The organism is Curvibacter sp. PAE-UM, assembly GCF_001432305.1.
Classification (GTDB): Bacteria; Pseudomonadota; Gammaproteobacteria; order Burkholderiales; family Burkholderiaceae_C; genus Hylemonella.
In genome coordinates, this window is the sequence record NZ_KQ483358.1 from 2,866,521 (window position 1) to 2,889,578 (window position 23,058).

Sequence of the window (23,058 nt, forward strand, 5' to 3'; positions counted from 1 at the left end):
GCCAGCCAGCCCGGCCAGCGGGAACCCAATCCCGATTCATGAAAATTGCAGTCATCGGCGCCGGCATCATCGGCGTCACCACCGCCTGGGAACTGGCCCGCGACGGCCACGAGGTCACCGTCTTCGAACGCCGCATCGCCGCCGCCGAGGAAGGCAGCTTTGCCAACACCGGCATCCTCGCGCCTGGCTATACCGCCCCCTGGGCCGCCCCGGGCATGCCCTTCAAGATCCTGCGCCACCTGCTGCTGCGCCACGCGCCGGTGCATTTTTCCCTGCCCCTGAGCGGCAGCGACCTGGCCTGGATGTGGAAGTCCTGGCGCGCCTGCGGCAGCGAGACCTATCTGCGCAACCGCCAGAACCTGCTGGGCCTGGCCCGCTACAGCCGCACGCGCCTGCACGAACTTGCCGCCGAACTGGAACTCGATTTCGACCGCAGCCAGGGCCTGCTGGTCCTGCTGCGCTCCGAGCGCGACCACGCCCTGCTGCGTCCCGGCCTGCAGTTGCTGCGTGACCAGGGCCTCGCGCACCGCGAGCTCACGCCCGAAGAGGCGCGCGCCATCGAGCCAGCCCTGAATCCAGACACCGCCTTCCACGGCGCGCTGCACCTGCCCGAGGACGAAGTGGGCAACTGCCGGCAATTTGCCTTGCTGCTCAAGAACGCGGCGCTGGCCCGCGGCGTGCAATTTGCCTTCGGCACCACCGTCGAACGCCTGACACCCGGCCAGGGCATGGACGTGCAGTTGACCGGCGAGTCGCAGCCGCGCCGCTTCGATGCCGCCGTGCTGTGCGCCGGGGTCGACTCGGCCCGGCTGTTGCGCCCCCTGGGCGTGAAGATTCCGATGGCTGCCGTGTATGGCTACTCGGTCAGCGCCACCGTGCGCGAACCGCTGAACGCCCCGCGCAGTGCCGTCATGGATGAGCGCTACAAGGTGGCCATCGCCCGCCTGGGCAACCGGGTGCGCGTGGGTGGCGGTGCCGAACTGGGGGGGCGCCCCGAGCGTCAGCGCAAGGACGCCCTGCAGACCCTCTACAAGGTGCTGCAGGACTGGTTTCCCGGCGCAGCCGTGCTCTCCAGCGGCGTGCAGACCTGGAAGGGCGCACGCCCCATGCTGCCCGACGGCCCGCCCCTGCTGGGCGCCAGCGGCATCCCGGGCCTGTGGCTGAACTGCGGCCACGGCTCCAGTGGCTGGGCCCTGGGCTGCGGCTCGGCCCGGGCCCTCGCCGACCTGGTGGGCGGCCACCGACCGGAACTCGCGCTGGACGGCTTCGGCATCGAACGGCTGCGCACCTGAGGGGGGATTGTGTACAGTAGGCGCACTCCCGGTACACAATGCAATCATGAGTCCTGAACTGTCGCAAAAGCTGGCGGCTGCCGTTGACGGCATGCCGGCCTTCCCCAAAAGCGTGCAGGCCATCCTCGACCTGACCCGTGACGTCAACTGCACCCCCAAGGACCTGGTGCAGGTGATCGACAAGGATCCGGTGGTCACGGTCAAGATCCTCAAGGTCATCAACTCGGCCTACTACAGCCTGCCCAAGCAGGTCACCTCGATCAACCACGCCGTGGTCTTCCTGGGTTTCAACACCATCAAGAACCTGGCCCTGGGCATCGCCGCCATCGGCATGCTGCCCAAGAGCAATGCTGCCGGCTTCGACGTGCAGCAGTACCTGCTGCACTCGCTGGCCACGGCGAACATTGCCAAGAGGATTGCCAGCGATGTGGAGGGCGCGGACCCGATGGACTGTTTCATCGCCGGCCTGCTGCATGATTTCGGCAAGGTGGTCTTTGCCCAGTTCATGCCCAACGAGTTCCGCCAGGCCCTCGAAGCCAGCAAGGCCGACGGCAGTTCGCTGCACGAGGCATTGCGCCAGATCATCGGCGTGGACCACGCAGTGGTCGGAGGCATGCTGGTGGAGAAATGGCGCTTCGCCCCCAACCTGGTCGAGACCATCCAGAACATGCACGGCCCCGAAGTGCTGGATACGCCCATGGTGGCCTGCGTCTTTGCCGCCAACCAGATCAGCAAGAAGCTGCAGTTCGGCTTCGGCGGCAACCACTTTGCAGAACCGCTCCCGCCGGTCATCGCCAGACGGCTCGGTGGCGACCTCGACCACGTCATCGCCGAACTCGGCGATCTCCAGGCGCTTTTCGAGGAAGCGCAGGTCTTTTCCAAGCTCGAATCATGAAAGTCAAATTCTGGGGTGTGCGCGGTTCGATCGCCTCGCCGGGGCCGCACACGGTGCGCTATGGCGGCAACACCACCTGCATCGAGGTACGCACGGACAGCAACGAGCTCATCATCCTGGATGCAGGCACCGGCATCTTCCCGCTGTCACAGACCCTGCTGGCCGAACTGCCGGTCCAGGCCAACGTGCTCATCACCCACTCGCACTGGGACCACATCCAGGGTCTGCCTTTTTTCATCCCCAACTTCATCCCCGGCAATGTGCTGCGCCTGCACGGCGCCCACGACCCGGTCTCGGGCCAGGGGGTGGAGCAGGTCATGTCGGTGCAGCTGCAGTACAGCTATTTCCCGGTGCGCGAAGCCGAAATGAAGGGCACGATCGAGTACGTGACGCTGATGCCTGAGCAAAGCATCCAGGTGGGCAGCGCCACCATCACTCCCTATCTGCTCAATCACCCGGTCATCAACTTCGGCTACCGCATCGAAGCCAACGGCAAATCGGTCTTCTTCACCGGCGACCACGAACCCCCCTACAACATCTACGATCCGGGCGACGCCGAGTACGCCGAGTACCAGTCCTTCGTGGACGAGAAGCAGGCCTCCATCATCCAGGCCATGCGCGACGTGGACGTGCTGATCGCCGACACCTCCTACACCGCCCAGGAATACCCGTCCAAGGTCGGCTGGGGCCACGGCACCTTCAAGACCAGCATCGAGGCCGCCTGCCAGGCCGGCGCCAAGGTGCTCTACTGCACGCACCACGAGCCCACCCGCAGCGACGACGCGCTGGAAGCCGCCTTCGCCCAGGCCCTGGCCGACAACCCCGTGCCCGCGGGCGGGCCGGAGATCCGGCTGGCCTTCGAAGGCCACAGCTACGAATTCTGAGCCGGGCCGGCTCCATGCAACGCGTCCCCTCCTGTCAGCCCCTGCCGTTGCACAGTGCGGCCGCCACGCGCGCACTGGAGGCCGCGCTGGCGACGACGCTAGCACCCCATGCCCTGATGCAGCGTGCCGGTCTGGCCACGGCCCGGCTGGCCCTGGCCATCGCTCCGCACGCGCGCAACTACTGGATCGCCTGCGGTCCGGGCAACAATGGGGGCGACGGCCTGGAAGCTGCCATGCACCTGCAGCAGTGGGGCAAGACGCCGCTGGTGAGCTGGCTCGGCACGCCTGCCACCGCTCCGGCCGATGCCCGCGCTTCGCACGCCCGCGCCGTGGCAGCCGGTGTGCGCTTTGTCGACGCCCCGCCCGCGGACTGCGACATCTGCATCGACGCCCTGCTCGGCACCGGCGCGAGCCGCCCACCCGAAGGCCAGCTGGCCGGCTGGATCGCGCACATCAACACCCTGGGCGTGCCGGTGCTGGCGGTCGACCTGCCCTCGGGACTGAACGCCGACACCGGTGCCACGCTCGGCCCTTGCGTGCGCGCCAGCCACACGCTCAGCCTGCTCACGCTCAAACCCGGTCTCTACACGGCACAGGGCCGCGACCAGACCGGCAACATCTGGTACGAGCCCCTCGGTGCAGACGTGATGTCCACCGAACCACAGGCGAGTCTGGGAGGGACGCCCGCTGCGGCTCCCCGCCGACACGCCACGCACAAGGGCAGTTACGGTGATGTGGCGGTCATCGGCGGCGCCCCCGGCATGAGCGGTGCCGCCCTGCTGGCCGCCAGTGCAGCGCTGCACCATGGCGCCGGTCGCGTTTATGTCGGCCTGCTCGATGAGGGCGGCATGACGGTGGACCCCACCCACCCCGAGTTGATGTTCCGTGCGCCCGCGGCACTGGACGTCACCGTCCTGACCGTGGTGGCCGGCTGCGGCGGCGGCCCAGCCATGGCCGCCCAGCTGCCGCGCCTGCTGTCCAGCGCACCGCGCTTGGTGTTAGACGCTGATGCTCTCAATTCAATAGCAAATGACAGCCAGCTCGCGGCTCTCTTGCGGACACGCTCTGCGCGTCAGCGCCAGACGGTTCTGACCCCGCACCCGCTGGAAGCGGCCCGCCTGCTGGCTTGCACGACGGCGGCCGTGCAGGCCGACCGACTGGCGGCCGCGCAGCAACTGGCGCAGCAGTTCAGCTGTAGCGTGGTCTTGAAAGGTTCGGGCTCGGTAGTCGCCGCACCGGACCGGCCGCCGCTCATCAATCCGACCGGCAATGCGCGCCTGGCCACCGCCGGTACCGGCGACGTACTGGCAGGTCTGATCGGTGCGCGCCTGGCACAAGGCGAAAGTGCGTTCGAGGCCGCTTGCGCTGCCGTCTGGCTGCACGGCCGGGCCGCCGACACCTGGCCGCAGGATCGCGCCCTGACGGCCGGCGCATTGGCGCGGGCCATCAACTGATGACAGCGCAGAACTTGTGAAGAAATCGTAGCGAGCGGCCCGAGAGCAAGGCGGACGGAGCGCAGCGACGAGACATATCGAATAGATAGGCGAGGAGCGAGCACCGCCCAACGCAGCTATCGGGCCGCGCAGTAGATTTATTCGCGAGTTCTCAGCCGCGCCCGACGAAGGGCATCTTGGTCGCCATCACCGTATGGAACAGCACATTGACTTCCAGCGGCAGCTTGGCCATATAGAGCACCGACTGGCCGACGATGTCCACGTCCATCAGCGGCTCCACGGCGATCTCGCCATTGGCCTGCGGCACGCCCTTGGCCATGCGCGCGGCCAGATCGGTCGCGGCATTGCCGATGTCGATCTGCCCCACGGCAATGTCGTAGGGACGGCCATCCAGCGAAGCCGCCTTGGTCAGGCCCATCACACCGTGTTTGGTGGCGGTGTAGGCGATCGAGTTGGGGCGCGGCGCATGCGCCGAGATCGAGCCGTTGTTGATGATGCGGCCGCCACGCGGGCTCTGCGCCTTCATCACGCGGAAGGCGTTCTGGATGCAGAAGAACATGCCCGAGAGGTTCACGTCCACCACCGACCGCCATTGCTCGACGGTCAGCTCCTCCAGCGGCACCCCGGGCGCCCCCATGCCGGCATTGTTGAACAGCACGTCCACCCGCCCCCAAGCCTGCACCGTGGCGTCGAACAGCGCACGCACGGCCTCCGGCTGGGCCACGTCGGTCGGCAGCACCAGGGCACGCGCACCGGCGCCACTGGCAGCGGCGACCGCCTCCAGCGGTTCGCGCCGGCGTCCGGCCAGGGCCACGTTGTAGCCGTCTTTCAGCAGCGCGAGTGCTGCCGCCTTGCCGATGCCCGTGCCCGCACCGGTCACGATGGCCACCTTCTTCACACCAGTCATTTGCTTGTGTCTCCCTGGTTCAAAACATCAGCGGCGCGTCTTGCGCCCCTTGCCCCTGGCCTTGTCCGTGACCTTCTTGGCTGCCGCCTTGACCGAGGCCTTCAGTGCCTGGATCGGTGAGGGCAAGGCACGCTTGCTCGCATCACTGGCCTTTTTGTTGCGGGTCTCCCGCTTGAGTGAGGCCTTGCGCGGCGCCCCGGTGGACTCGCCGGCCTCCTCAGGCGCCAATCCCTTGTCGCGCAGGGCGCGGTTGATCAGCTCCTCGCCCTCGCGCACCAGGCGGAAGTCGATGCGCCGACCGTCCAGGTCCACGCGGCTGACCTGTACCCGCACCCGCGTGCCGATAGCGTAGCGGATGCCGGTGCGCTCGCCGCGCAGTTCCTGGCGCGCCTCGTCGAAGCGGAAGTACTCGCCGCCGAGTTCGGTGATGTGGATCAGTCCCTCCACGTACATGGCATCCAGCGTGACGAACAAGCCGAAGCTGGTGGCCGACGTGACCACGCCACCGAACTCCTCGCCCAGATGCTCGCGCATGTACTTGCACTTGAGCCAGGCCTCCACGTCGCGACTGGCCTCGTCGGCGCGGCGCTCGTTGGCACTGCAATGCAGGCCCGCAGCCTGCCAGGCCATCAATTCCGCGCTGACCTTCTTGGGCTTCTCGCCGGAGATCTTCATCTTGGCGGCTTCGCTCTTCTCGATCCGCTTGGAGAGCTTGGCGTGTGCCTCGCCCGGCGTGGGCAGGACCGGCAGGTGGTAACGCGTCTTGTTGAGGATCGCCTTGATCACCCGGTGCACCAGCAGGTCCGGGTAACGCCGGATCGGGCTGGTGAAGTGGGTGTAGGCCTCGAAAGCCAGGCCGAAGTGGCCGCTGTTGTGCGGCGTGTAGATGGCCTGCTGCATGGAGCGCAGCAGCATGGAATGGATCTGCTGCGCGTCAGGCCGCTCCTTGGTCGCGATGGCAATGGCCTGGAACTCCGCCGGCGAGGGGTCCTCGCTGATGGTCAGGCCCACGCCCGTGACCTTGAGGTAGTTGCGCAGCAGCTCGTTCTTCTCGGGCGTCGGCCCCTCGTGTACGCGGAACAGGCCGGCGTGCTTGCTGTGGCCGATGAAGTCGGCACTGCAGACGTTGGCCGCCAGCATGGCTTCCTCGATCAGGCGGTGCGCATCATTGCGCGTGCGCGGCACGATCTTCTCGATCCGGCCGCTTTCGTCACAGATGATCTGCGTCTCGGTGGTCTCGAAGTCCACCGCGCCACGCTTGGCACGCGCGGCCAGCAGGGCGCGGTAGACGTCGTGCAGGTTCAGCAGATCCTGGATGCGATCCTTGCGCTTGGCCGCTTCCGGCCCGCGCGTGTTGGCCAGGATGGCCGCCACCTCGGTGTAGGTGAAGCGCGCATGGCTGTGCATCACGGCCGGGTAGAACTGGTAGGCCGTGACCTCACCCTCGCTGCTCACGAACATGTCGCAGACCATGCACAGGCGATCCACGTCGGGGTTCAGCGAGCACAGGCCGTTGGACAGCTTCTCCGGCAGCATGGGGATCACGCGGCGCGGGAAGTAGACGCTGGTGGCCCGTTCGTAGGCGTCCACGTCGATCGGCGAGCCGGTCTCCACGTAGTGGCTGACGTCGGCGATCGCCACCAGCAGGCGCCAGCCTTGCTGGGCGCTCCTGCCACGGCCCTGGGTGGACGGCTCGCAATAGACGGCATCGTCGAAGTCGCGCGCGTCCTCGCCATCGATGGTGACCAGCGGGACGTCGGTCAGGTCGACGCGGTGCCGGCTGTCCTGCTCCCTCACCTTGTCGGGCAGACCGCGCGCCTGGGCAATGCAGGCCTCGGAGAACTCATGAGGCACGCTGTACTTGCGCACCGCGATCTCGATCTCCATGCCCGGGTCATCGACCTCGCCCAGCACTTCCTTGATGCGTCCCACAGGCTGTCCGAAGAGTGCCGGCGGCTCGACCAGTTCGACCACCACCACCTGGCCCGCCTTGGCTTGCCCGGTCGCACTCTTGGGGATCAGGATGTCCTGGCCGTAACGCTTGTCCTCGGGCGCCACCAGCCAGACGCCGCTCTCCTGCAGCAGGCGGCCGATGATGGGTTGCGCCGCGCGCTCCATGATCTCCACCACGCGCCCCTCGGGCCGGCCCTTGCGATCCAGGCGCACGACACGCGCCTTGACGCGGTCCTTGTGCAGCACGGCGCGCATCTCGTTGGGCGGCAGGTAGATGTCGGGCTCGCCGTCGTCACGCACCACAAAACCATGACCATCACGATGTCCGTTGATGGTCCCCTCGATTTCTTCCAGCAGGCCGCTGGAGCGTTCTAAATTTCTGATATACTTCTCTCTTTCCTGAGATGCCCAGATGGCGGAATTGGTAGACGCACTAGTTTCAGGTACTAGCGAGTAACATCGTGGAGGTTCGAGTCCTCTTCTGGGCACCACAAATATACGGTAAAACCCATCGGGTTCTACCAGCGAAAGCCGCTGAGACCTCAGCGGCTTTTTTTATGGGCCGGCCCACAGGGAACCGACCGCTCTGACACATGTCGGTCAAATCGGCACCGCCACCAGGTCATGGCCTTGCGTGCCGACGATGCGCGCACGCGTGAACTCACCGACCTTCAGCGTCTTGCTGATCTTCTCCGGCGGCAGCAACTGCACCAGGCCATCGATCTCCGGCGCATCGGCATAACTGCGGCCGACGCCGCCCTTGCGGCCCAGGGCCGGCGCCGAATCGACCAGCACCTGCATGGTGGCGCCGATGCGGCGTTGCAGGCGCGCAGTGGACACCTCCTCGGCCACGGCCATGAAACGGGCCCGGCGCTCCTCGCGCAAGGCTTCGGGCAGCATGCCCGGCAGGTCGTTGGCTGCCGCGCCCTGCACCGGGCTGTAGGCAAAACAGCCGGCACGGTCGATCTGCGCCTCGCGCATGAAACCCAGCAGGTGCTCGAACTCCTCTTCGGTCTCGCCCGGAAACCCGGCGATGAAGGTGCTGCGGATCACCAGTTCGGGGCAGATCTCGCGCCAGCGCTGGATGCGCTCCAGATTGCGCTCACCGCTGGCCGGGCGCTTCATGCGCCGCAGCACTTCGGGGTGGCTGTGCTGGAAAGGCACGTCTAGGTAGGGCAGCACCTTGCCCGCCGCCATCAGCGGCAGGATGTCGTCCACATGGGGATAGGGATAGACGTAATGCAGGCGCACCCAGGCGCCGTGCGTCTCGGCCAGCTCGCCCAGGGACTGCACCAGGTCCAGCAAGCGGGTCTTGACCGGCTTGCCGTCCCAGAAACCTGTGCGGTACTTCACGTCCACGCCATAGGCCGAAGTGTCCTGGCTGATCACCAGCAACTCTTTCACGCCGCCTTCGAACAGGGCCTTGGCCTCCTTCAGCACATCGCCCACCGGGCGCGACACCAGATCGCCGCGCATCGAGGGGATGATGCAGAAAGTGCAGCGGTGGTTGCAGCCCTCGCTGATCTTCAGGTACGCATAGTGGCGCGGCGTGAGTTTGAGCCCCGCCTCGCCGAAGGCGCCCGGCACCAGGTCGATGAAGGGATCGTGCGGCTTGGGCAGGTGGGCGTGCACCGCATCCATCACCTCTTGCGTGGCATGCGGGCCGGTCACGGCCAGCACGCTGGGATGCATCTGCCGGACCAGGTTACCGCCGCCCTCGCCAGACTTGGCGCCCAGGCAGCCCGTCACGATGACCTTGCCGTTCTCGGCCAGGGCCTCGCCGATGGTGTCCAGGCTTTCCTTGACGGCGTCGTCGATGAAGCCACAGGTGTTGACGATGACCAGGTCCGCGCCCTGGAAGGTCTTGGCGGTCTGGTAGCCCTCGGCGCTTAGCTGGGTGAGGATCAACTCGGAATCGGTCAGGGCCTTGGGGCAGCCCAGGCTGACAAAACCGATCTTCGGCGCGGGGGCGGTGGTATTCGGGGACAGGACTTCACTCATGCCCGTATTGTCCCAGTATTCGGTGACCTCAGCGTTTCAGACCGAAGGACTCCAGCATCTGCTCGGTCTGTTTCTGCATCTGCTCCTGCATCTGCACGAACAGGTGCTGGGACTGCTCCAGGTTCTGCGTCACCAGGCCCTGCATTGCGGGCGTCTGCATGGCCATGAACTGCGTCCACATCTCGGGACTCAGTCCCTTGGACTGCTCGGCGAGCTTGGTCTGCACGTCCTGCAATGACTGGATGTTCTTCTCAAGATAACCGCCCATGAAACCCTGCATGGCGTGGCCGTAGAAACGGATGATGTTGGAAAGCACAGAGGTGCTGAACATCGGCGAGCCGCCGGCTTCTTCTTCCAGGATGATCTGCAGCAGGATGCTGCGCGTGAGGTCTTCGCTGGTCTTGGCGTCGCGCACCACGAAGGGGGCGCCTTCCATGACCAGTTGCTTGATTTCCGTCAGCGTGATGTAACTCGACGTGCGGGTGTCGTACAGACGGCGGTTGGGATATTTCTTGATGATCCGCTCAGCGCCTGCAGCAGCCTCACCCTTTTTTTCTTTCATACCCTGATCTCCTCTCCTCGGTCCTGCGGACCGCTTTCATGTATTGCGCTGCAACACATTCTAGGAAGCCGGCTGCGCCACCGCCCCAAGGTTTACCCTGAGAGCGGATGGCGACAAGACGGAAAGGGATTTTGGTAGGCGCGATTGGACTCGAACCAACGACCCCCACCATGTCAAGGTGGTGCTCTAACCAGCTGAGCTACGCGCCTGAGAATTCGTTCGAAACCGCGAGTATAGCAGCAAACTTCGGCCCTCCTTTCACGTCATGGCCAGAACGCCAGAGAAAAGAAGGGCTGCGCCATAATTGACGTTAACGTCAACGTCAAAACACAGGAGCATTTCATGCAGATCGCAGGCAAGGTATTCATCGTCACCGGCGGCGCTTCGGGCCTCGGCGAAGGCACGGCGCGTTTGCTGGCGGCCAACGGCGGCAAGGTCGTCATTGCCGACATGCAGGCCGACAAGGGTGAGGCCGTCGCCAGGGAGATCGGTGGCGCCTTCGTCAAGTGCGACGTGAGCCAGGAGGCCGATGCGCAGGCCGTGGTGGCCAAGGCCGTCTCGCTGGGCAAGCTCATGGGCCTGGTCAACTGCGCCGGCATCGCCCCGGCCGAGAAGACCGTAGGCAAGAACGGCGCGCACGCGCTGGCCACCTTCAGCCGCACGATCACGGTCAACCTGATCGGCAGCTTCAACATGATCCGCCTGGCGGCCGACGCCATGTGCAAGAACGAGCCGGAGTCGACCGGCGAACGCGGCGTGCTGATCTCCACCGCCAGCGTGGCCGCCTATGACGGCCAGATCGGCCAGGCCGCCTACAGCGCATCCAAGGGGGGCATCGTGGGCATGACCCTGCCGATCGCCCGCGACCTGGCGCGCAACGGCATCCGCAACATGACCATCGCCCCCGGCATCTTCGGCACACCCATGCTGTTCGGCATGCCGCAGGAGGTGCAGGACGCGCTGGCCGCCAGCGTGCCCTTCCCCAGCCGCCTGGGTACGCCCGAGGACTACGCAAAACTTGCGAAGCACATCTTCGAGAACGACATGCTCAATGGTGAGGTGATCCGCCTGGACGGCGCCATCCGCCTGGCACCACGCTGAGCCCGCCCCCGGCAGGAGCCCCCATGCGCAGCACACAGCATCTCCCGCTCCTGCTGCTGGCAGGTCTGCTCCTGGCGGCACCTCACGCCCAGGCGAAATCACCCGCGCCATCCACCGGCGTCCCGGCCCAGCCCGAAGCTGCCAGCACCCAGCGTGCCAAGCCCGGCTGGTCCAGCAAGAAGTTTGCGGTCGCGGCGGCGCACCCGCTGGCCGTCGACGCGGGTTACCAGATCCTCAAGGCCGGTGGCAGCGCCGTGGACGCGGCGGTGGCCGTGCAAATGGTGCTGACCCTGGTCGAGCCCCAGTCCAGCGGCATTGGCGGCGGCGCTTTCATGCTGCACCACGACGGCCAGCTCACCGAGGCCTACGACGGCCGCGAGACCGCCCCCTCGGACGCCGATGAAGACCTTTTCCTGGACGCGCAGCGCCAGCCCCTGAGCTTCCAGGCCGCAGCCGTGGGTGGGCGCGCGGTCGGCACACCCGGCGTCCTGCACATGCTGGCGCTGGCCCATCGCCAGCATGGTCGCCTGCCCTGGCGCCAGCTCTTCGAACCCGCCATTGCCCTGGCCGAAGAAGGTTTTCCGGTCGGCCCGCGCCTGCATGCCCTGCTCTCCGACGCTGCGACCCTGCGACAGGACCCGGCCGCCGCGACGTATTTCTTCGACACCACCGGCCAGCCCTGGCCGGTCGGCCATCTCCTGAAGAACCCCGAGCTGGCCGCCGTACTGCGTCGCATCGCCGCAGAGGGGGTGCGCGCCTTCTACGAGGGTGAAATGGCCGAGGCCATGGTACGCAAGGTGCGCGAGCACCCAGGCAATCCAGGGCGTCTCACGCTGGCCGACCTGGCCGAGTACGAGGCCACAGTACGCGCCCCCCTGTGCTTTGTGCACAGTGCACGCCCCGTGCATCCCAAGGGCGCACGCCAGCGCGACGTCCGCATCTGCGGCATGCCCCCTCCCAGTTCGGGCACCCTGGCCATGGGGCAGATCCTGGGCCTGCTGGCTCACACACCGGCGGCCCGGCTGCAACCCGCGCGCGGCCCGCAGGGGCTGCAGCCCGGCCCGGACTGGCTGCACCTCTATACCGAAGCCTCGCGCCTGGCCTTTGCCGACCGCGCCGTCTACGTGGCTGATCCGGATTACGTGCCGCCGCCGGGCAATAGCTGGATGAGCCTGCTCGACGAAGACTACCTGGCACAACGCGCCCGCCTGATCGGCAGCGGCCCGCGGGCCCGCCGCATGCCCGAGGCCCCCGCGGGCATCCCGGCCGGCGTCCAGCAGAGCCTGGGGCCCATGCCCGAGCAGGCCGAGTACGGCACCTCGCACATCAGCATCGTCGATGGTCAGGGGCGGACCCTGGCCATGACCAGCAGCATCGAAGCCGCCTGGGGCGCCCACCTCATGGTCAACCGTGGCCAGGGACTGGCCGGGGGCTTTCTGCTCAACAACCAGCTGACCGACTTCAGCTTCGTTCCGCGCAGCGAATCCGGCGCGCCCATCGCCAACCGCGTCGAACCGCGCAAGCGGCCACGCTCGTCCATGACCCCGGTGCTGGTGTTCGAGCGGCCCCGCGGCGACTTCCTGCTCAGCGGCGGCAGCCCGGGCGGCGCCTACATCATCCATTACACGAGCAAGCTGCTCTACGGCACCTTGCACTGGGGGCTGGATGTGCAGCAGGCCATCAACCTGCCCAACTTCGCAGCCTTTGGCGGCCCGGTCCTGCTGGAGGACCAGCGTTTCCCCCCGAGCACGGCAGCGGCCCTGCGCCAGCGCGGCCATCGCGTGCAGGAGCAGGCGCTGACCAGCGGTCTGCAGGCCATCCAGGTGCGCGGCAAGGGCCTGTACGGCGGCGCCGACCCGCGGCGCGAGGGCGTGGTCAAAGGCGACTGAGCCGCCTCCCTACAATCGAGGCCACGCTATGGCCATCCCCCAGTCCTTCATCCAGGAGTTGCTCGCACGTGCCGACGTCGTCGAGATCGTCGGCCGCACCGTGCAGCTCAAGAAGGGCGGCGCCAACTTCATGGGCCTGTGCCCCTTCCATGCCGAGAAGTCCCCCTCCTTCACGGTCAGCCCAACCAAGCAGTTCTATCACTGCTTCGGCTGCGGCAAACATGGCGACGCGATCAACTTCCTGATGGAGCAGACCGGCATGAGCTTCATCGAGGCGGTGAAGGATCTCGCCCAGCACTACGGTCTGCAGGTACCGGAGGACGACGCCAGCCCGCAGGACCGCGCCCGCGCCGCCGAGCAGCGCCAGAAGCAGGCCACGCTGAACGATGTGCTTGAAAAAGCCGGCGAGGCCTGGCGCAAGCAGCTCAAAAGCTCAGCCAAGGCGGTCGACTACCTCAAGGGCCGCGGCCTGTCCGGCGAAATCGCCAGGCAGTTCGGCCTGGGTTATGCCCCCGAGGGCTGGCGCAGCCTGGCCAGTGTGTTCCCCCAGTACGACGACCCGCTGCTGGTGGAAAGCGGCCTGGTCATCACCAATGCCGACGACAACAGCGGCGAGGAAAAGCGCTACGACCGCTTCCGCGACCGCATCATGTTCCCCATCCGCAACGTCAAGGGTGAGTGCATCGGCTTTGGCGGGCGGGTGCTGGGCGACGAAAAGCCCAAGTACCTGAACTCGCCCGAGACCCCTGTCTTCAGCAAGGGCCATGAGCTCTACGGCCTCTTTGAAGCCCGCAACGCCATCCGCGACGCCGGCTACGTGCTGGTCACCGAGGGTTACATGGACGTGGTGGCCCTGGCCCAGCTGGGCTTTCCCAATGCCGTGGCCACTCTGGGCACGGCCTGCACCACCGACCATGTGCAGAAGCTATTCCGCTTCACCGACTCGGTCGTCTTCAGCTTCGATGGCGACGCCGCCGGCCGGCGCGCCGCGCGCCGCGCGCTGGACGGCGCCCTGCCCTACGCCACCGACGTGCGCAGCATCAAATTCCTGTTCCTGCCGGCCGAGCACGACCCGGACAGCTACATCCGTGAGAACGGCAAGGAGGCCTTTGCCCGCTGCGTCGGCGAGGCCGTGCCGCTGAGCCGTTTCCTGATCGAGGCCGCACGCGAGGGCTGCGACCTCTCCAGCGCCGAGGGCCGCGCCCGCCTGGCCAGCAACGCCAAGCCGCTGTGGAGCCAGTTGCCCGACGGCGCCCTGAAACGGCAGCTGCTCAAGGAGATCGCCGGACAGGTCAAGGTGGAAACCCAGGAACTGCAGGAACTGTGGGGTAGCGCCAAAAGCAAGGAAGGGTCGCCCCCCGCAGGTGCAGGCGCCGCGCCGCGCCGCGACAACCGGCCCGCCCCCCGCAACTCCCGCCGTCTGCCCATCCGCCCGGCCATGGAAGCCGGGGCGAGCAATATTGCGCGCCTCGTCTTCCGTAACCCGGGCTTCTGGGAGCAGTTGACGGCGGCCGACCACGAGGTCCTGTGCCAGCTCGAAGGAACTTTCGGCGACCTGTTCCGCTGGATCGACAGTCAGGTGCACGAGCATGGCGCGCAACCCATGGCGGCCCTGCTGGCGGGCATGGGCGGGCAGCCGTTCGAGGCACAGGCGCGCCAGCTCATCGAATTCGACAATCTGCAACCCCTGGGGCGCCAGATCGAAGACCCGGAAACGCCGCTGTCGGACCTGCGGGTCGCGGTGACCCGGCTGCACCTGGAAGCGATCGACATGGAACTCAAGCAGGTCCAGTCCCTGCCATCGGGCGACGGCACCCGGATCGAGCAGGAAAAACAGCTGATCCAGCAGCAACTGGCCTACAAAAAGTCGCTGCATGACCTGGGGAAATCCGTGCGGACATGAGCCGCCAGCCCGCCCCGGCATTGAATTTCCGGAATCGCCGGGTATAATCCATTTCTGATTTCGGCAAGAGCGACAGCAGCACCTCCGGGCCAGGCCAACCGTAGCCTCCGCGCACGACCGGCCACCTTACCGCAAGGACTGCACCCCAAATGTTCGCCCTCCCATCTTGCCTCTGAGGATTTCTCCTCTGTCCCCCAACCGCGCCGGTTTGTCGGTGCTGTGTTTGTTTCTTTGTGCCAGTTTTTGATGTTTCGAGGTTGATCCATGCCCGCTCAAAAGTCCAAGAAGCCTGCAAAGCCCGCCGCCAAAACCGTCGCCAAGGCTGCATCCAAACCCGCCGCGAAGGCCAAACCTGTTGCCAAACCCGCCCCCAAGGCGGCTGTGAAGGCAACGGCCAAGCCTGCGCCCAAGGCCAAGGTGCAACCCGCCACGAAAGCCAAGCCAGTGCCCGCTTCCAAGACCCCTGCCAAGACGACCGTCAAGACTGAAAAAGCCGAGAAGGCCAGCAAGCCCAGCGCTGCCGAACTGAAAAAAGCCGCCGCGCCCGCTGCTGAAGCCGTGGTGGCCAAGAAGAAACCGGGTCGCCCGCCCAAGGCCGCCAGCGCCGATGCTGGCGCAGCGCCCAAGACCGGCGCCAAGCGCGGTCGCAAACCCAAGAATGCCGTCGACAAGCCCGAGGGTGACCTGGACCTGTCGGACATCGAAGCCGAATTTGCCGAAGAACCCGCAGCCGCGCCCGGCGAAAAGGTCAAGCCCCTGCGCATGAAAATCAGCAAGGCCAAGGAACGGGCCTTGATGAAGGAATTCGGCCTGGACGAGACCGTGCTGTCCGAAGAGGACATGGCCAAGCGCCGCCAGCGCCTCAAGCAGCTGATCAAGCTGGGCAAGACGCGCGGCTACCTGACGCACGGCGAAATCTCCGACCACCTGCCCGACAAGCTGATCGACGCCGAGACGCTGGAAGTCGTGATCTCCATGCTCAACGACATGGGCGTGGCCGTCTACGAGCAGACCCCGGACGCCGAGACCCTGCTGCTGAACAACACCGGCCCGACCGCTGCCACCGAAGAGGAAGCGGAAGAGGAGGCCGAGGCCGCCCTGTCCACCGTGGACAGCGAATTCGGCCGCACCACCGACCCGGTGCGCATGTACATGCGCGAGATGGGCACGGTCGAGCTGCTGACGCGCGAAGGCGAGATCGAGATCGCCAAGCGCATCGAAGGCGGCCTGATGGACATGATGGAGGCCATCAGCGCCTCCCCGGCCACCATCGCCGAGATCCTGCGCCTGGGCGAGGAAATCCGTGAAGGCAAGATCGTCATCTCCACCGTGGTCGACGGCTTCGTCAGCATTGGTGAAGCCGACGACTTCGTGGCCGAAGAAGACTTCGACGAATACGACGAAGCCGACGACGACGACGGCAAGGGCGGCTCCAAGGCCCTGACCAAGAAGCTCGAAGAGCTGAAGAACCAGGCACTGGAGCGTTTCGACCGCCTGCGCAGCCTGTTCGAGAAGGTGCACAAGATCTACGACAAGGAAGGCTACGGCACCCCGGCCTACCAGAAGGCGCAGAAGTCCCTGTCCGACGAGCTGATGACCATCCGCTTCACGGCCAAGACCATCGAGAAGCTGTGTGACCTGGTGCGCGCCCAGGTGGACGACATCCGCAAGAAGGAACGCGAGCTGCGCCGCATCATCGTGGACAAGTGCGGCTACCCGCAGGACCACTTCATCGCCGACTTCAGCGGTCGCGACAAGCACGGCAACCCCGCCAAGTCGCACCTGCTCGACCTCAAGTGGATCGAGAAGCAGGCCAATGCCGGCAAGCCCTGGAGCGCCGTCATGGCACGCAACGTGCCCCCGGTGCAGGACCTGCAGCAGAAGCTGATGGACCTGCAGTCGCGTGTGGTGGTGCCGCTGGACCAGCTCAAGGACATCAACAAGCGCATGAACGAGGGCGAGGCCTCCTCGCGCGCGGCCAAGAAGGAGATGATCGAGGCCAACCTGCGCCTGGTGATCTCCATCGCCAAGAAGTACACCAACCGCGGCCTGCAGTTCCTGGACCTGATCCAGGAAGGCAATATCGGCCTGATGAAGGCCGTCGACAAGTTCGAATACCGCCGCGGCTACAAGTTCTCGACCTACGCCACCTGGTGGATCCGCCAGGCCATCACCCGCTCCATCGCGGACCAGGCCCGCACCATCCGCATCCCGGTGCACATGATCGAGACCATCAACAAGATGAACCGCATCAGCCGCCAGCACCTGCAGGAGTTCGGTTTCGAGCCCGACGCCAGCCTGCTGGCGCAGAAGATGGAGATCCCCGAGGACAAGATCCGCAAGATCATGAAGATCGCCAAGGAGCCGATCTCGATGGAAACCCCCATCGGCGACGACGACGACAGCCACCTGGGCGACTTCATCGAGGACACGGCCAACACCGCCCCGGTGGAAGCCGCCATGCAGGCCGGCCTGCGCGACGTGGTCAAGGACATCCTGGACAGCCTGACCCCGCGCGAAGCCAAGGTGCTGCGCATGCGCTTCGGCATCGAGATGACCAGCGACCACACGCTGGAAGAGGTGGGCAAGCAGTTCGACGTGACCCGCGAACGCATCCGCCAGATCGAGGCCAAGGCGCTGCGCAAACTCAAGCACCCGAGCCGCTCGGACAAGCTGCGGAGCTTCACGGACAACATCTGATTGTTGTCTTCAGGCTCTTGAGGAAGCCCGCTTCGTGCGGGCTTTTTCTTTTTCTTTTTTCTGCGCTGTGTTGTTGCTTGCGTGGCAGGCCGGGTCTCGCCCCGGCGGGCGAGGTACTTTTCTTTGCTTCGCCAAAGAAAAGTACCCAAAAGAAAGGCGAGCCGGATTCGTCGACCCGCTACGCGGGCACGCTGCGTTGCTCGGGACCGGCGGGAAGCGCAGAAACTCGGCTAGCGCCTCAAACATCTGCGCTTCTTTTTCCGCCACTCCCTGCGCTACTCGCCTCCTCATGACGGCGGGAGGAACCGGGTACGAATACCAAGACAACAAGGACGCGCCATGGCGCGTCCTTGTGGGGTCCGGCTGTTTGATCCCTATGCCGTGTGGCAGGGCTGAGCAGCGCAGCAGCGGGCGGATCAGGGCGGGCGTTGTCCGAGCGCAGCGAGTTTAGCCCGACCCCGCCCGATGCGAGCAGCGCAAGGAACCCCGCAGGGGCCCTGACTTCGGCTCGCCTTCTCTTTGCTTACTTTCTCTTGGCGAAGCAAGAGAAAGTGAGTCGCCCGCCGGGGCGAGACCCGGCAAAGCCACGACTACCAAAACGCCAAGACAAAGAGGGGAAACCTTGAGAGTGGCAGTCCGCCAGCCTACTAAAATCAAATCCATATGTTCACCCACCTGCGCCTGCACACCGAGTTCTCCGTCGTCGACGGCACCGTCCGCATCGAGGACATCGTCAAGGCCGCCGCCAGTGATGGCCAGCCGGCGCTGGCCATCACCGACCTGAACAACCTCTTTGGCGCCATCAAGTTCTACAAGGAAGCGCGCGGCAAGGGTGTCAAGCCTTTGATCGGCGTCGAGATCATGCTGGAGGGCCTGGGCCAGGACCCGCTGGCCACCTCGCGCCTGCTACTGCTGGTGCAGAACAAGCAGGGTTACCTCAACCTTTCCGAAATCATCGCGCGGGCCTGGACCAGCAACGTGGTGAAGGCCCAGGCCGTGGTCAAGCTGGCCTGGCTGAAAGAATTGCACGAGGGGCTGATCGCGCTCTCCGGCGCGCAAAGTGGCGCCGTGGGCCAGGCCCTGGTGCAGGGCGATGCCGAGCGTGCCCATGAGGCTGCACTGCAGCTGTCCACCGTGTTCCCGCATCGTTACTACCTGGAACTGCAGCGCGCCGGGCGATCGGACGACGAGGCCCATGTGACGGCCGCCGTGCAATTGGCCGCGCGCATGAAGCTGCCCGTGGTGGCCACGCACCCGGTGCAGTTCGCCACACCCGACGACTACGAAGCGCACGAGGCACGCGTCTGCATCTCCGAAGGCGAGATCCTGGGCAACCCGCGCCGGGTGCGCAAGTTCACGCGCGAGCAGTACTTCAAGAACGCCCAGCAGATGCAGGCCCTGTTTGCCGACCTGCCCAGCGCGGTGGCCAACACCCTGGAGATCGCCAAGCGCTGCAACCTGACCCTGGTGCTGGGCAAACCACAACTGCCCAACTTCCCCATCCCCGGCGGCCTGAGCATCGAGGAATACTTCCGCCAGGTTTCGTTTGAGGGCCTGGAAGAACGCCTCGCGCATCTGTACCCCGACGCAGCCAGGCGCGATACCGAACGGCCGCGCTACGTGGAGCGCCTGGAGTTCGAGATCAACACCATCCTGAAGATGGGTTTCCCGGGTTACTTCCTCATCGTGGGCGATTTCATCCAGTGGGCCAAGGCCAACGGCTGCCCGGTCGGGCCGGGCCGTGGCTCGGGCGCCGGCTCGCTGGTGGCCTATGCGCTCAAGATCACCGACCTGGACCCGCTGGAATACAAGCTGCTGTTCGAGCGTTTCCTGAACCCGGAACGTGTCTCGATGCCGGACTTCGACATCGACTTCTGCCAGGCCAACCGCGACCGCGTGATCGACTACGTCAAGGACAAGTACGGCAAGGAGGCGGTCAGCCAGATCGCCACCTTCGGCACCATGGCCGCGCGTGCCGCCATCCGCGACGTGGGCCGCGTGCTCGACATGAGCTACACCTTCTGCGATGGCATCTCCAAGCTCATCCCCAACAAGCCGGGCCAGCACATCACCATTGCCGACGCCATCCAGGCCGAGCCCATCCTGGCCGAACGGCTGGAGAAGGAAGACGAGGTCAAGACCCTGCTGGCGCTGGCCCAGAAGCTCGAAGGCCTGACACGCAACGTCGGCATGCACGCCGGCGGCGTGCTGATCGCGCCGGGCAAGCTGACCGACTTCTGCCCGCTCTACCAGCAGCCTGGCAGCGACGCGGCCGTGAGCCAGTACGACAAGGACGACGTGGAGGCCGTGGGCCTGGTGAAGTTCGACTTCCTGGGCCTGGCCACGCTGACCATCCTGGAGATTGCGCGCGAGTTCATCATGGCGCGCCACCCGGGCCAGGAGCACTTCGCCTTCGAGAACATCCCGCTCAACGACAAGCCCACCTACCACCTGTTCCAGGAAGGCAAGACCGAAGCGGTGTTCCAGTTTGAAAGCCGCGGCATGCAGGGCATGCTGCGCGACGCCAAGCCCACGCGCCTGGAAGACCTGATCGCACTCAACGCCCTGTACCGCCCGGGCCCCATGGACCTGATCCCCAGTTTCGTGGCACGTAAGCATGGAAGGGAAGAAGTCGCGTACCCGCACCCGGCGGTGGCCGAGATGCTCAGCGAGACCTACGGCATCATGGTCTACCAGGAGCAGGTGATGCAGACCGCGCAGATCCTGGGCGGCTACTCGCTGGGCGGCGCCGACCTCTTGCGCCGCGCCATGGGCAAGAAGAAGGCCGAGGAGATGGCCGAGCACCGGGAGAAATTCCGCGTCGGCGCGCTCAAGACCCACAACATTCCCCAGGACAAGGCCGACGAAGTCTTCGACCTGATGGAGAAGTTCGCCGGCTACGGCTTCAACAAGTCACACGCCGCCGCCTACTCCCTGCTGGCCTACCACACAGCCTGGCTCAAGGTGCATTACACGGCCGAGTTCTTCTGCGCCAACATGACCGTGGAAATGGACGACACCGACAAGCTGAAGGTGTTGTTCGAGGATGCCCTCAAGATGGGCCTGAGCTTCGAGTCACCCGACGTCAACCGCGGCCATTACCGCTTCGAGCCGATCTCGGACAAGGCCATCCGCTACGGCCTGGGTGCCGTCAAGGGTACGGGCCAGCAGGCCATCGAAGCCATCGTGAAAGCCCGCGAAGAAGGCGGCCCGTTCACCAGCCTGTACGACTTCTGCGTGCGCGTGGATCGCACACGCCTGAACAAACGCAGCATCGAGGCGCTGATCAAGGCGGGGGCTTTCGACTCCCTGCAGCTCAACCGTGCGTCTCTGGTTGCATCGATTGATCGCGCCTTCGACTTCGCCAATGCCACCGCCGCCAACGTCAACCAGGGCGGCCTGTTCGACCTGGGAGACGACAGCCATGGCGCCAGCACGCAGGAGCCGGAGCTGGTGGAAGCCATGCCTTGGGGCGTGAAGGAACGCCTCACGAACGAGAAGACCGCCGTGGGTTTCTACCTCTCGGGTCATCTGTTCGACGAGGTCTCCATGGAAGTACGCCGCTTCGCCAAGCGCGAACTGGCCGACCTGATCGACACACGCGAGCCGCAGCTGCTGGTCGGCATCGTCAGCGATTTCCGTGTCATCAACGGCCAGCGCGGCAAGCTGGCCCTCTTCAAGCTCGACGACAAGACGGCCGTGCTCGACGCCCGCGTAGACGAGGCGCTGATGAACGCCAACCGCAACCTGCTCAAGGACGATGAGCTCATCATCGTCATGGCCAAGGTCATGCCCGATCGTTTTTCAGGCGGCCTGCAGCTCAACATCAACCAGGTCTGGAGCCTGGAGGCCGCGCGCTGCCGCTTCGGCAAGTACCTTCGCGTGGCCGTCAACGGCCGCGCCCCCGACGTGCAGCGTCTGGTGGCCGAACATCCGCCCAAGCGCGAGATGACCGAGCAGGGCGAACTGCTGCGCGGCCTGGGTGTGCGCCTGACCCTGCGCCGTCAGGGCCCGGGGCTGGGCGCTGCGGCCGAGTTGCAACTGGGCGAAGACGCGAAGTTCTATCCCAGTGATGCGGCGTTGGCGGGGTGGATGGCGCAGGCGGATCAGGGTAAGGCTGTCATCGTTTACGACTGAGCTCTCTGCTCTGCCTGGCCGGCAGGGATGCTTTGCCGGGTCTCGCCCCGGCGGGCGACTCACTTTCTCTTGCTTCGCCAAGAGAAAGTAAGGGCGGATTCAAATACCAAGTGCAACGATGGGCTGGATATCGACATTCTGCTTGAAGCAATCTTCGAAGAGCACCTCGGCTGGAGTCCTGAACCCAAGGGTCTTGCGAGGGCGGGTATTGAGACTCCAGGCAATGTGATCGAGCTGGCGCTGGCTATAGACGCTCAGATCCGTCCCCTTGGGCAGGTATTGCCTGATCAGCCCATTGGTGTTCTCGTTGATTCCGCGCTGCCAGGGGCTGTGCGGGTCCGCAAAGTAGATCTTCAATCCTGTGCTCTCGGCCAGCTTTTTGTGCAACGCCATCTCCTTGCCCTGGTCGTACGTCAAGGTCTGGCGTAATGCATCGTCCAGAGGGCTGAAGGCCTGTTCGTAGCCGCGCAGGGCTTCTTCTGCCGTGGCACCATCCATCTTCACCAGCATGACGAACAAGGTCTTGCGGCACACCAGGGTGCCCACAGCCGATTGGTTCCTGGAACCCTTGATCAGATCGCCTTCCCAGTGACCCGGTAGTAATCGATCGCTGGCTTCGGGGGGGCGCAGATGAATGCTGACGATGTCCTGTAGGGCGCCGCGCCGCCCAGTGCCTCGTGCCTGGGGACGGCGTGCCCCACGCCCTTGGCGCAGCAGGCTGACCAGCTGTCGACGCAGCTCCCCTCGCGGGGCCGCGTAAATGGCGGTGTAGATCGTCTCGTGGGAAGCTTGCAATTGAGGTTGCCCGGGATGCTCGCGTTTGAGTGTGCCCGCAATCTGTTCAGGCGACCAGCTCTGGCACAGCAGGCCATGAACCCTTTGCCACAAGGCACCGTCCGGATGAAGTTTTCGGGTTGGTCGACAAGCACGACGGAGGCGACGGGCACGCACGCCAGCACGTACTGCGTTGTAGCCGCCCGCAACTCGGGGACGGCCCATAGGCCCTAACTCAGATTCCTGCTTGTAGCCATTTCGCCGCAGTTCGCGACTGATGGTGCTCGGACAACGGCCAAGCGCCCGAGCAATGCCGCGGACGCTGCAATCCTGAAACTTCATGGCCATGATCGCGCCACGTTCCTCGGCGCTCAGGTGGGTGTAGGTGGCTTTCATGCAACGGGCTCCTTCTGGAAGTGTGTTGCACTTCAGCTTTGAATCCGCCAAGCAAAGAGAAGGCGAGCCGGGTGCGTCGTCCCTGCGCTACGCTCCGGGCACGCTGCGTTGCTCGGCCAGGGCGGGAAGTGCAGAAACTCGCCCTGCGGGCTCAGACATCTGCACTTCCTTTTCCACCCTGGCCTGCGCTACTCGCCTCCGCACACGGCA

General features: G+C 65.5%; 14 protein-coding genes and 2 tRNA genes. 10 read left to right on the forward strand and 6 right to left on the reverse strand.

The window, feature by feature from the left end; all coding sequences use genetic code 11:
• Positions 1-38: 38 nt before the first annotated feature.
• From AO057_RS13815 to AO057_RS13830, 4 genes are read left to right on the forward strand one after another with little or no spacing between them, the layout of a single operon-like run.
• Positions 39-1,292 carry a D-amino acid dehydrogenase gene (locus AO057_RS13815; RefSeq protein ID WP_057676496.1) on the forward strand — a complete coding sequence of 418 codons (1,254 nt, stop codon included), beginning with the start codon at positions 39-41 and terminating at the stop codon, positions 1,290-1,292.
• A gap of 46 nt (positions 1,293-1,338) precedes the next feature.
• Positions 1,339-2,187: an HDOD domain-containing protein gene (locus AO057_RS13820; RefSeq protein WP_057676497.1), complete on the forward strand. Its 849-nt coding sequence runs from the start codon at positions 1,339-1,341 to the stop codon at positions 2,185-2,187.
• A complete protein-coding gene (locus AO057_RS13825; RefSeq protein ID WP_057676498.1) occupies positions 2,184-3,071 on the forward strand; it encodes an MBL fold metallo-hydrolase in 888 nt (295 codons plus the stop codon). The genes AO057_RS13820 and AO057_RS13825 overlap by 4 nt, the downstream gene beginning before the upstream one ends.
• 14 nt (positions 3,072-3,085) lie before the next feature.
• Positions 3,086-4,525, forward strand: coding sequence for a bifunctional ADP-dependent NAD(P)H-hydrate dehydratase/NAD(P)H-hydrate epimerase (locus AO057_RS13830; RefSeq protein ID WP_057676499.1), 1,440 nt, complete (start codon positions 3,086-3,088; stop codon positions 4,523-4,525).
• A 151-nt stretch (positions 4,526-4,676) separates the two neighbouring features.
• On the opposite strand, the gene AO057_RS13835 is transcribed toward AO057_RS13830, so the two are convergent.
• Both AO057_RS13835 and rnr read right to left on the reverse strand, forming a co-directional pair.
• Positions 4,677-5,432: an SDR family oxidoreductase gene (locus AO057_RS13835; protein WP_057676500.1), complete on the reverse strand. Its 756-nt coding sequence runs from the start codon at positions 5,430-5,432 to the stop codon at positions 4,677-4,679.
• A 27-nt stretch (positions 5,433-5,459) separates the two neighbouring features.
• Positions 5,460-7,742: a ribonuclease R gene (gene rnr, locus AO057_RS13840; protein ID WP_240480834.1), complete on the reverse strand. Its 2,283-nt coding sequence runs from the start codon at positions 7,740-7,742 to the stop codon at positions 5,460-5,462.
• Between the two features lie 49 nt (positions 7,743-7,791).
• Here rnr and AO057_RS13845 point away from each other — a divergent pair.
• Positions 7,792-7,876 (forward strand) — tRNA-Leu (locus AO057_RS13845).
• A gap of 109 nt (positions 7,877-7,985) precedes the next feature.
• Here AO057_RS13845 and rimO read toward each other — a convergent pair.
• The 3 genes from rimO to AO057_RS13860 all read right to left on the reverse strand — a co-directional run bounded on the left by rimO (position 7,986) and on the right by AO057_RS13860 (position 10,157).
• A complete protein-coding gene (rimO, locus tag AO057_RS13850; RefSeq protein WP_057676501.1) occupies positions 7,986-9,386 on the reverse strand; it encodes a 30S ribosomal protein S12 methylthiotransferase RimO in 1,401 nt (466 codons plus the stop codon).
• Positions 9,387-9,414: 28 nt separating this feature from the next.
• Entirely contained in the window at positions 9,415-9,948 is a 534-nt protein-coding gene (gene phaR, locus AO057_RS13855; protein WP_057676502.1) for a polyhydroxyalkanoate synthesis repressor PhaR, read from the reverse strand.
• 132 nt (positions 9,949-10,080) lie between these two features.
• A tRNA-Val gene (locus AO057_RS13860) sits at positions 10,081-10,157 on the reverse strand.
• A 133-nt stretch (positions 10,158-10,290) separates the two neighbouring features.
• On the opposite strand from AO057_RS13860, the gene AO057_RS13865 reads away from it, so the two are divergent.
• From AO057_RS13865 to dnaE, 5 genes are all read left to right on the forward strand, one after another.
• A complete protein-coding gene (locus AO057_RS13865; RefSeq protein ID WP_057676503.1) occupies positions 10,291-11,049 on the forward strand; it encodes a 3-hydroxyacyl-CoA dehydrogenase in 759 nt (252 codons plus the stop codon).
• A gap of 23 nt (positions 11,050-11,072) precedes the next feature.
• A complete protein-coding gene (locus AO057_RS13870) occupies positions 11,073-12,938 on the forward strand; it encodes a gamma-glutamyltransferase family protein (RefSeq protein ID WP_057676504.1) in 1,866 nt (621 codons plus the stop codon).
• Between the two features lie 28 nt (positions 12,939-12,966).
• A complete protein-coding gene (gene dnaG, locus AO057_RS13875) occupies positions 12,967-14,841 on the forward strand; it encodes a DNA primase (RefSeq protein WP_057676505.1) in 1,875 nt (624 codons plus the stop codon).
• Between the two features lie 264 nt (positions 14,842-15,105).
• A complete protein-coding gene (gene rpoD / locus AO057_RS13880; RefSeq protein ID WP_057676506.1) occupies positions 15,106-17,541 on the forward strand; it encodes an RNA polymerase sigma factor RpoD in 2,436 nt (811 codons plus the stop codon).
• A 663-nt stretch (positions 17,542-18,204) separates the two neighbouring features.
• On the forward strand, positions 18,205-21,678 hold the full coding sequence (gene dnaE, locus AO057_RS13885; protein WP_057676507.1) for a DNA polymerase III subunit alpha: 3,474 nt from the start codon (positions 18,205-18,207) through the stop codon (positions 21,676-21,678).
• Positions 21,679-21,777: 99 nt separating this feature from the next.
• Here the strand turns inward: dnaE and AO057_RS17570 are convergent, their stop codons facing one another.
• Positions 21,778-22,848, reverse strand: a complete 1,071-nt coding sequence (locus AO057_RS17570) for an IS30 family transposase (RefSeq protein WP_082605367.1) — start codon at positions 22,846-22,848, stop codon at positions 21,778-21,780.
• Between the last annotated feature and the right edge of the window lie 210 nt (positions 22,849-23,058).

Bases quoted from the DNA above. Each gene is read 5' to 3' on its own strand.
- AO057_RS13815 (WP_057676496.1), top strand. From the start codon at position 39: ATGAAAATTGCAGTCATCGGCGCCGGCATCATCGGCGTCACCACCGCC.
- AO057_RS13820 (WP_057676497.1), top strand. From the start codon at position 1,339: ATGAGTCCTGAACTGTCGCAAAAGCTGGCGGCTGCCGTTGACGGCATG.
- AO057_RS13825 (WP_057676498.1), top strand. From the start codon at position 2,184: ATGAAAGTCAAATTCTGGGGTGTGCGCGGTTCGATCGCCTCGCCGGGG.
- AO057_RS13830 (WP_057676499.1), top strand. From the start codon at position 3,086: ATGCAACGCGTCCCCTCCTGTCAGCCCCTGCCGTTGCACAGTGCGGCC.
- AO057_RS13835 (WP_057676500.1), bottom strand. From the start codon at position 5,432: ATGACTGGTGTGAAGAAGGTGGCCATCGTGACCGGTGCGGGCACGGGC.
- rimO (WP_057676501.1), bottom strand. From the start codon at position 9,386: ATGAGTGAAGTCCTGTCCCCGAATACCACCGCCCCCGCGCCGAAGATC.
- phaR (WP_057676502.1), bottom strand. From the start codon at position 9,948: ATGAAAGAAAAAAAGGGTGAGGCTGCTGCAGGCGCTGAGCGGATCATC.
- AO057_RS13865 (WP_057676503.1), top strand. From the start codon at position 10,291: ATGCAGATCGCAGGCAAGGTATTCATCGTCACCGGCGGCGCTTCGGGC.
- AO057_RS13870 (WP_057676504.1), top strand. From the start codon at position 11,073: ATGCGCAGCACACAGCATCTCCCGCTCCTGCTGCTGGCAGGTCTGCTC.
- dnaG (WP_057676505.1), top strand. From the start codon at position 12,967: ATGGCCATCCCCCAGTCCTTCATCCAGGAGTTGCTCGCACGTGCCGAC.
- rpoD (WP_057676506.1), top strand. From the start codon at position 15,106: ATGCCCGCTCAAAAGTCCAAGAAGCCTGCAAAGCCCGCCGCCAAAACC.
- dnaE (WP_057676507.1), top strand. From the start codon at position 18,205: ATGTTCACCCACCTGCGCCTGCACACCGAGTTCTCCGTCGTCGACGGC.
- AO057_RS17570 (WP_082605367.1), bottom strand. From the start codon at position 22,848: ATGAAAGCCACCTACACCCACCTGAGCGCCGAGGAACGTGGCGCGATC.